The organism is Microbacterium paulum (assembly GCF_015707995.1).
Taxonomy (GTDB): domain Bacteria; phylum Actinomycetota; class Actinomycetes; order Actinomycetales; family Microbacteriaceae; genus Microbacterium; species Microbacterium paulum.
This window is the reverse complement of record NZ_JAAGRY010000095.1, coordinates 1-8129: the sequence shown is the minus strand read 5'-3', so window position 1 is coordinate 8129 and position 8129 is coordinate 1. Positions and strand designations below refer to the sequence as shown.

The following is an 8129-nucleotide window of genomic DNA, read 5'->3' as shown; positions in this document are numbered from 1 at the left end:
AGCGGGGCGGGCACCGTCGTCTCGACGACGATGCGTCGGTCATCGCCGCCCGCCCACGCCGCCGCGGCGACGACCGCCACCGCGAGCGCCGGCACGAAAGCGAGCACGATCACGGCCGCCCGGCGGAAACGCTCGCCACGCGGCGCGCTCATGCGCGCCGCACTCATGCGCGGCTCACGGCCGCGCGAAAGCGGTAGCCGACGCCCGCGCTCGTCTCGATGTAGCGCGGCGCGCCGGCATCGTCGCCGAGGGCTGCGCGCAGTTCGGCGATCCGGTGGTCGACGGCGCGGGTGTGGGTCGCGAAGTCGAATCCCCACAGGGCCGACAGCAGGCGCTCACGGGTGTGCACCTCGGCGGGGCGCGCCATGAGGTACTCGAGCAGTTGGAACGCCTTAGGCGTGAGGGTCACCTCGGCATCGTCCCGCCAGACCCGCCTGCCCGGTCGGTCGAGGCGCAGGCCCTCGGCGACGAGAGTCTGCGACGTGAGCAGCGGCGTTCCCCCTGCGGCGGCACGGCGCAGCACGGCCCGCACCCGCGCGACGAGCTCCTGCGGATCGAACGGCTTGTTCAGGTAATCGTCGGCGCCCTCCTCGAGCGCCGCCGACCGCTCCCCCGACTCGCCCACCCGCGTCAGCAGGATCGTCGGCGTGTCGTCGCCCGCCTCGCGCAGCCGGCGCACGAGCTCGCGTCCGTCGAAGACCGGCATGACCACGTCGCTCACGACGATGTCGGGATGCCACGTGCACACCTGATCCCAGGCATCCTGCCCGTCTGCCGCGACGCGCACGTCGAAGCCGCTGCGGGTGAGGAACGGCGCGAGCCCGTCGGTGATGGAGCGCTCGTCGTCGACGAGCAGCAGGCGGGGCGGGGCGGTCATCTCTCGGATGGTACCGATCAACGGATCAGCGTGGTGGCGTTCATCACCCCGCTGTCGCGGACGACGGAGGTGCCCGCCTCCCAGCCGACGAGGTTCGCGTCGGCTTCGCCGGTCAGCTCGATCTGCTGCGCCGACGCTGTGATCACGATGTTGCCGTCGCCCTGCACCTCGACGGTGCCGACGGCGGGGAGCAGCACGATGGCGCCGTCCGCGAGGATCGTCACCCGGTCGCAGTCGCCCGTGACCGACACGACGAGCGCGTCGGCGTTGCTGTCGATCGACACCTCGCCGCCCGCGCACGTGAGGCTCTGCGACACCGACGAGGTGTACTGCGCGCGCTGCAGGCGCGCCATGCTGTCGTCGTCGACGGTTGCCACGGGCCCCTGCGCTGCGCTGTTAGAGGCGCTGCCGGATGCACCGCTGGTCGGGGCTCCGGTCGAGGCGGGGGCGGGCGTGGCGCGCGTCGCCTGCGGGGCGATGGATGCCGTGGGCGCGGGTGCCGCGTCTTCGACGCGGACGGCGCAGCCGCTCACGGCGGCGGTAAGCATCGACAGGGTGGCCAGAGACGCGACGACGGTGGAGACGCGGAAGCGGGATGCGGTGGTCATGGCATCCACGCTACGAGAGCCGTGTCGCGGGCGGGTACCCGCCGTGTCGCAATCCCGCGACACGATGACGCGGGCGGGAACTCAGTGGTGGGTCGCCTGCTCGGAGCGCAGGCGCGCCAGCACCTGGTCGCGCAGCTGCTCGGGGGCCGTCTCTTTGCACGCGCGTGCGATCACGGCGGTCAGCGTCGTGGCGACGAGCGCCTCGTCACGGCACGCGGGGCAGTTCTTGAGGTGCTCGGTGATGTCGGAGTGCTGCGTCTTGCAGACTTCGTGACGGAGGTACTCCTCCAGATCCTTGCGCGCTTTGTCGCAGCCGCAGTCGCTCATTTCGTGCTCCCGGTCATTTCGTGCTCTTCGAGGTCGCGGTGGCGGGCACATCGATGCCGCGCTCCCGCGCATAGTCGGCCAACAGGTCGCGCAGCATGCGTCTGCCACGATGCAGACGGCTCATGACCGTGCCGATGGGGGTCTTCATGATGTCGGCGATCTCTTGATAGGCGAACCCCTCGACGTCGGCGAGGTAGACCGCCAGGCGGAAGTCTTCGGGGATCGACTGCAGCGCGTCTTTCACGACGGATGCCGGCATGTGGTCGATCGCTTCGGCCTCGGCCGATCGCGAGCTGGTCGCGGTGGTCGACTCGGCGCCGCCGAGCTGCCAGTCCTCGAGCTCGTCGATCGTGCCCTGGTAGGGCTCGCGCTGCTTCTTGCGATACGTGTTGATGTACGTGTTCGTGAGGATGCGGTAGAGCCACGCCTTGAGGTTCGTGCCCTGGGTGAACGAGGCCCACGACGCGAACGCCTTGACGAAGGTCTCTTGCACGAGATCGGCCGCGTCGGCGGGGTTCCGGGTCATGCGCATGGCAGCCGCGTAGAGCTGGTCCATGAACGGGAGCGCCTGGTCTTCGAACTGGGTGCGCGGGTCCTGGGCCGTCTGCGCGTCTGTGGCCGCCTGCTCTTCCATCGCGGCCCAGTCTACGTCTGACAGTTCCGCGACAACGGGTGCGAGGGTCGCTGTCAACTGTGACCTCTGCTTTCTCTGGTGGCGGACGGGTTCGTTAGGGTAGAACTCGATGACCACGACCGGGTATTCCCTCACACAGCCCGCTTCGTCGGCGCCGTGGGCCGCGCCCCTCGCCGACGCACCAGTGCAGGCGACGGTCGCGGTGCCGTCGTCGAAGTCGCTGACCAACCGCAAACTGGTGCTCGCGGCCCTCGCCGACGGCCCCAGCACCCTGACCTCTCCCCTGCACTCCGACGACTCGGCGCGCATGATCGAGGCGTTGCGCACGCTCGGGGTGGGCATCGAGCTCGTCCCCAGCGACGGGGCATTCGGCCCCGACCTCCACGTGACGCCCCCTGCCGCGCTCCACGGCGGGGTCACCATCGACTGCGGTCAGGCCGGCACGGTCATGCGTTTCATCGCGCCGCTGGCCGGTCTTGCCACCGGCGATGTCACGATCACCGCGCACGCCAGCGCCCTGCACCGTCCGATGGGTGAGATGATCAAGGCCCTGCGCGAGATCGGTGCCGACATCGATGACGGCGGCCACTGGGCGCTGCCGTTCACGGTGCGCGGCCGCGGTCACGTCCGCGGCGGCGAGGTGACGATCGACGCGAGCGGCTCGAGCCAGTTCGTCTCGGGGCTGCTGCTGGCCGCTCCGCGCTTCGACGTCGGGCTCCACCTGATCCACTCCGGCAGCCGGCTGCCCTCGGTGCCCCACATCGACATGACCGTCGAGACCCTCGCCCGACGAGGCGTCCAGGTCGAGCGCCCCAGCGCGAACGAGTGGGTCGTTCCCGCCGGCGTGCCGCGCGGGCGCGACGCCGTGATCGAGCCCGACCTGTCGAACGCCGCGCCGTTCCTCGCCGCGGCCCTGCTGACCGGCGGCTCGGTCACCATTCCCGGGTGGCCGCCCGCCTCGACGCAGCCCGGCGCACTCCTGCCCGAGATCCTTTCGCTGCTCGGTGCCCGCACCGGCCGCCGGGGCGGCGCGCTCACCGTCACCGGCACGCGCCGCATCGCCGGCGTCGACCTCGACTTGTCGGCGGCGAGCGAGCTCTCGCCCACCCTGTTCGCCCTCGCGGCGTTCGCCGATGCGCCGACGACGCTGCACGGCATCGGCCACATCCGCGGGCACGAGACGAACCGCATCGACGCCCTGATCGGCAACCTGCGCGCGCTCGGCGGCGAGGCCGAAGAGCTGCCCGACGGCATCCGCATCACCCCGCGCCCTCTGCACGGCGGCCTGTGGCGCGCGCACCACGACCACCGCATCGCGACCGCGGGCGCCCTGATCGGGCTCCGCGTGCCGGGCGTCGAGGTCGACGACATCTCGACGACCGCCAAGACCATGCCCGAGTTCCCGCAGCTGTGGGCTCAGTTGCTGCAGGGCGAGGCGGGGCCGACGGATGCCTCCTCCGACGCCCCGGGCGCCGCGTGAACCGAGCATGAGGTGAGCTGGCTCGACGACGTCGACGAGGACGAACCCGAGTTCGACGAAGCCGACGTGCGGGTGCGCCCGAACCCCAAGGCGAACCGGCCGCGCACCAAGCGCCGCCCCGCGCACGCCGACGCGCGCATCGCCCGCGTGCTCGGCGTCGACCGCGGCCGCTACACGGTGCTGATCGACGAAGACGGCCCCGACGAGCACGTCGCCCTCGCCTCTCGCGCGCGCGAACTGCGCAAGCAGCCCATCGTCACGGGCGACCGTGCCCGCGTGGTGGGCGATTCGAGTGGCGACGAGGGCACCCTCGCCCGCATCGTGGGCATCGAGGGGCGCACGTCGCTGCTGCGCCGCAGCGCCGACGACACCGATCAGGTCGAGCGCATCGTCGTCGCGAACGCCGATCAGATGCTCATCGTCGTCGCCGCGGCCGACCCCGAGCCCCGCCCGCGCCTCGTCGACCGCTACCTCATCGCGGCGCTCGACGCCGGCATCCATCCGATGCTCGTCGTGACCAAGACCGATCTCGCCGACCCGACCGCGTTCCTCTCGCACTTCGAGGGCGTCGACGATCTGACCGTGTTCACGAGCGGCGCGGGAGGCATGCCGGTCGACGAGATCGGCCGGCACCTGGTGGGCCACTCGACGGTGTTCGTCGGGCACTCCGGCGTCGGCAAGTCGACGCTCGTCAACGCGCTCGTGCCGAGCGCCCTGCGCGCCACGGGCCACGTCAACGAGGTCACCGGGCGCGGACGGCACACGTCGAGCTCGACCGTCTCGCTGCGCTACGTCGGCGAGGGCGGCCGCGGCTGGGTGATCGACACCCCCGGCGTGCGCTCGTTCGGCCTCGGCCACGTCGACCCCGCCAACATCCTGAAGGCGTTCAGCGACCTCGCCGCCGTCGCCGAGGACTGCCCGCGCGGCTGCACGCACCTGCCCGACGCCCCCGACTGCGCGATCATCGAAGCGGTCGCCGAGGGCCGCCTGGGCGAGCGCGGAGCGGCACGCCTCGACTCGCTGCAGCGCCTGCTCGCGACGTTCTCGGGCTGACGCGCCCCGGCGCTCCCCCGCCCCGCCCCACCCCGCCCCCGTTCACCGAAACGGCATGCAGCGCGTCATATGGCCGCCCGTTTCGCGCGCTGCATGCCGTCTGGGCGGCGTACGAGGCGGCGGCGCCTCGTAGGCTGGATGCCATGACGAAGCTCGAGCCCGGCACCCCCGCCCCCGATTTCACGCTGATCGACCAAGACGAGCGCTCCGTCTCGCTCCGCGAGCTGCGCGGCGCCGACACCCCGGACGGCGGTCGCGGCGTGATCCTCTTCTTCTACCCCGCGGCGATGACCCCGGGCTGCACGACCGAGGCATGCGACTTCCGCGACAGCCTCGCGCCCCTGCAGGCCGCCGGCTACGCCGTCGTCGGCATCTCGCGCGACGCCCCCGAGAAGCTCCGTGCGTTCCGCGAACGCGACGGCCTCACCTACGACCTGCTGAGCGACCCCGACCACGCCGTGCACGAGGCCTACGGCGCGTGGGGCGAGAAGATGAACTACGGCAAGACGGTCGAAGGGGTCATCCGGTCGACGTTCGTCGTGGATGCCTCCGGCACCCTTGTCGACGCGCTGTACAACGTCAAGGCCACCGGCCACGTCGCGCGCCTGCGCACGCTGCTCGGCGTCGGCTGACGCGGATCAGCCCTCCGGGGCATCCGTTCGGCGTCGGGCTCCGGCGCGACGCGCCGCGGCGAACAGCACGACGAGCCCGGCGATCGCGGGCACCGCGATGACGACGGCGAATGAGATCGACGGCGCCGGCCCGGTGACCGCGCCGAGCGCGACGGCGAGCACGAGAAGCTGCGTGACGATGCCGCCCGAGCGCCCCCACGATTGACCGCGCGAAGTGGCCACCGCGAAGGCGAGCACCGCCGCCGCACCTACGACGGTGAGCACGATCAGCGCGATCGAGCTGCCCACGTCTTCGACATCGCCGCCGACGAGAGCGACGATCTCCCACCCCGCGACGAACAGCAGGGCGAGGCCTTCGAGGGCGAGGAGGATCGCGGCGGTCCGTTCGGCGGCGGTGACCTGCATGCGCACTCCTCGTCTGCCGGGAAGGATCGTCCGTCGCGGCGCGAGAGGCGCGGCGTGGAGCAGATGCACAGCAATCCCCGGCGGGAAATGCGCAGTTCACTCTTGATTCATCCGAATGTGCGTGGGACCATAGATGAACCAGTGTGCTCCCACAGCGACGTGGGGCGAGCCTTCGAGCTCGCACACCCACCAGGGTAGCGGACACCCGAGTCCGCCCCTGCATGTCACTCACTTCCCCCATCAAGGAGCAATTCACTATGGACTGGCGCGACAAGTCTGCCTGCCTCACGGTCGACCCCGAGCTGTTCTTCCCGGTCGGAAACACCGGCCCCGCGGTCGAGCAGATCGAGAAGGCGAAGGCGGTGTGCGCTCGCTGCACCGTCACCGAGGTGTGCCTGCAGTACGCGCTCGAGACCGGTCAGGACTCCGGCGTCTGGGGTGGCCTCTCCGAAGACGAGCGTCGCGCGCTCAAGCGCCGCGCCGCCCGCGCCCGCCGCGCCAGCTGACGACGCCCCACGAGGGGCCATCGCGACGCGCGACCCCTCAGCCCCGATCGAGGTAGCGCATCGGAATGTCGATGGTCACCTCGGTGCCCGACCCGACGATCGTGTGCCAGTCGATCGAGCCGCTCAGTTCGCCCTGGATCAGCGTGCGCACGATCTGTGTGCCGAGGCCCCGGCCGACCTGCCCTTCGGGCAGGCCCACGCCGGTGTCGCGCACCTTCACGTCGAGGCGGTCTTCGGTGCGCTCGGCGATGATCTCGACCTCGCCTTCTTGATCTGCGAGGCCGTGCTCGACGGCGTTCGTGACGAGCTCGGTGAGCGCGAGGGCGAGCGGCGTCGCGTAGGCGCTCGGCAGCGTGCCGAACGTGCCGGTCTTGATCGTGCGCGCGCGCGTGTTGGGTGAGGCGGCGACCTCGGCGATGAGCTTCAGCACGCGGTCGAACACGTCGTCGAAGTCGACGTTCTGCGCGAGCCCCTCCGAGAGCGTGTCGTGCACGACCGCGATCGCCGACACCCGCCGCATCGCGTGGGTGAGGGCGTCGCGCGCCTCGTCGGAGTGCGTGCGCCGCGACTGGATGCGCAGCAGCGACGCGACGGTCTGCAGGTTGTTCTTCACGCGGTGATGGATCTCGCGGATCGTGGCATCCTTCGTGATGAGTTCCTGCTCCTGGTGGCGGATCTCGGTCACGTCGCGGCACAGTACGACCGCTCCCACGCGGTGCCCGTTGTCTTTCAGCGGGATCGTCCGCAGCGACACCGTGACGCCGCGCGCCTCGAGGTCGGCGCGCCACGGCGCCCGGCCGGCCATCACGATCGGCATCGACTCGTCGAAATCGCGCCCCTTGGGGAGGATGCCGGTGGCGACCTCGAGCAGCGACTCGCCCTCGAGCTCGTCGTCGAAGCCGAGGCGGTTGAACGCCGACAGCGCGTTCGGGCTCGCGAAGGTCGTGATGCCGTCGACGTCGAGCCGGATGAGACCGTCGGATGCCCGGGGCGCGCCACGGCGGGGCGACGTCGGGGCGGCGAGATCGGGGAAGTCGCTCGAGGCGATCATGCCGAACAGGTCGTCGGCGCAGTCGTTGAACGTGATCTGCTGACGCGACGGGGTGCGGGTCTCGCCGAGGTTCGTGTGGCGGGTGAGCACGCCGATGACGGTCGGGGGATGCTCAGCGGTGCCGCGCTCGCGCACGATCGGCACCGCGCGCACGCGTGTGGGCGTCTCTTCGAACCAGTCGGGCGAGGCGGAATCGACGATCTCGGCGCGCGTGAAGGCATCCCGCACCTGCGTGCGCCACTGCGGGCGCACGAGGTCGCCGACGATGTCGCGGTAGAAGAGCGTCGCCGCGCCCGACGGACGGGTGTGCGCTACCGCGATGAACGAGTCGTCGGTCGTCGGCACCCAGATGACGATGTCGGCGAAGGCGAGGTCGGCGAGCAGCTGGCCGTCGCCCGCCAGGCGATGCAGCCACTCGACGTCGGCATCGGTGGAGCGGCCCTGGGCGTACACGAGATCACTGAGCGTCGACACGCCCCCAGCCTATTGGCGCGTGCAGCCGCGGCGCGTGCTCACGCCGTGCGCGCGCGGCGCCCGGGCAGGGGCGCCGGGCGTC

General features: G+C 71.3%; 10 protein-coding genes. 4 read left to right on the top strand and 6 right to left on the bottom strand.

The window, feature by feature from the left end:
• Positions 1-163 precede the first annotated feature (163 nt).
• The 4 genes from G3N18_RS15150 to G3N18_RS15135 form a co-directional block, all read right to left on the bottom strand.
• Positions 164-877 carry a response regulator transcription factor gene (locus G3N18_RS15150; RefSeq protein WP_196324113.1) on the bottom strand — a complete coding sequence of 238 codons (714 nt, stop codon included), beginning with the start codon at positions 875-877 and terminating at the stop codon, positions 164-166.
• 17 nt (positions 878-894) lie between these two features.
• Positions 895-1485: a hypothetical protein gene (locus G3N18_RS15145; RefSeq protein WP_196385094.1), complete on the bottom strand. Its 591-nt coding sequence runs from the start codon at positions 1483-1485 to the stop codon at positions 895-897.
• A gap of 81 nt (positions 1486-1566) precedes the next feature.
• Entirely contained in the window at positions 1567-1812 is a 246-nt protein-coding gene (locus G3N18_RS15140) for a zf-HC2 domain-containing protein (protein WP_196385093.1), read from the bottom strand.
• Between the two features lie 13 nt (positions 1813-1825).
• Positions 1826-2446, bottom strand: a complete 621-nt coding sequence (locus G3N18_RS15135) for a sigma-70 family RNA polymerase sigma factor (RefSeq protein WP_196385092.1) — start codon at positions 2444-2446, stop codon at positions 1826-1828.
• A 109-nt stretch (positions 2447-2555) separates the two neighbouring features.
• On the opposite strand from G3N18_RS15135, the gene aroA reads away from it, so the two are divergent.
• The 3 genes from aroA to bcp all read left to right on the top strand — a co-directional run bounded on the left by aroA (position 2556) and on the right by bcp (position 5611).
• Positions 2556-3926: a 3-phosphoshikimate 1-carboxyvinyltransferase gene (gene aroA, locus G3N18_RS15130; protein WP_196385091.1), complete on the top strand. Its 1371-nt coding sequence runs from the start codon at positions 2556-2558 to the stop codon at positions 3924-3926.
• A 12-nt stretch (positions 3927-3938) separates the two neighbouring features.
• The gene (rsgA, locus tag G3N18_RS15125; protein ID WP_196385090.1) at positions 3939-4979 is read left to right on the top strand and encodes a ribosome small subunit-dependent GTPase A; all 1041 of its coding nucleotides are present in this window, start codon (positions 3939-3941) and stop codon (positions 4977-4979) included.
• A gap of 143 nt (positions 4980-5122) precedes the next feature.
• Complete coding sequence (bcp, locus tag G3N18_RS15120) at positions 5123-5611, top strand: thioredoxin-dependent thiol peroxidase (RefSeq protein WP_196385089.1); 489 nt, start codon at positions 5123-5125, stop codon at positions 5609-5611.
• 6 nt (positions 5612-5617) lie between these two features.
• Here the strand turns inward: bcp and G3N18_RS15115 are convergent, their stop codons facing one another.
• Complete coding sequence (locus tag G3N18_RS15115) at positions 5618-6016, bottom strand: histidine kinase (RefSeq protein WP_196385088.1); 399 nt, start codon at positions 6014-6016, stop codon at positions 5618-5620.
• Positions 6017-6273: 257 nt separating this feature from the next.
• Between G3N18_RS15115 and G3N18_RS15110 the strand changes: the two genes are divergently transcribed.
• Positions 6274-6522: a WhiB family transcriptional regulator gene (locus tag G3N18_RS15110; protein ID WP_196324119.1), complete on the top strand. Its 249-nt coding sequence runs from the start codon at positions 6274-6276 to the stop codon at positions 6520-6522.
• 37 nt (positions 6523-6559) lie between these two features.
• Here the strand turns inward: G3N18_RS15110 and G3N18_RS15105 are convergent, their stop codons facing one another.
• Positions 6560-8047, bottom strand: coding sequence for a sensor histidine kinase (locus tag G3N18_RS15105; protein ID WP_196385087.1), 1488 nt, complete (start codon positions 8045-8047; stop codon positions 6560-6562).
• Between the last annotated feature and the right edge of the window lie 82 nt (positions 8048-8129).

What these genes read in the sequence shown, in the direction of transcription:
- G3N18_RS15150 (WP_196324113.1), bottom strand. Translation starts at nt 877, where the DNA reads ATGACCGCCCCGCCCCGCCTGCTGCTCGTCGACGACGAGCGCTCCATC.
- G3N18_RS15145 (WP_196385094.1), bottom strand. Translation starts at nt 1,485, where the DNA reads ATGACCACCGCATCCCGCTTCCGCGTCTCCACCGTCGTCGCGTCTCTG.
- G3N18_RS15140 (WP_196385093.1), bottom strand. Translation starts at nt 1,812, where the DNA reads ATGAGCGACTGCGGCTGCGACAAAGCGCGCAAGGATCTGGAGGAGTAC.
- G3N18_RS15135 (WP_196385092.1), bottom strand. Translation starts at nt 2,446, where the DNA reads ATGGAAGAGCAGGCGGCCACAGACGCGCAGACGGCCCAGGACCCGCGC.
- aroA (WP_196385091.1), top strand. Translation starts at nt 2,556, where the DNA reads ATGACCACGACCGGGTATTCCCTCACACAGCCCGCTTCGTCGGCGCCG.
- bcp (WP_196385089.1), top strand. Translation starts at nt 5,123, where the DNA reads ATGACGAAGCTCGAGCCCGGCACCCCCGCCCCCGATTTCACGCTGATC.
- G3N18_RS15115 (WP_196385088.1), bottom strand. Translation starts at nt 6,016, where the DNA reads ATGCAGGTCACCGCCGCCGAACGGACCGCCGCGATCCTCCTCGCCCTC.
- G3N18_RS15110 (WP_196324119.1), top strand. Translation starts at nt 6,274, where the DNA reads ATGGACTGGCGCGACAAGTCTGCCTGCCTCACGGTCGACCCCGAGCTG.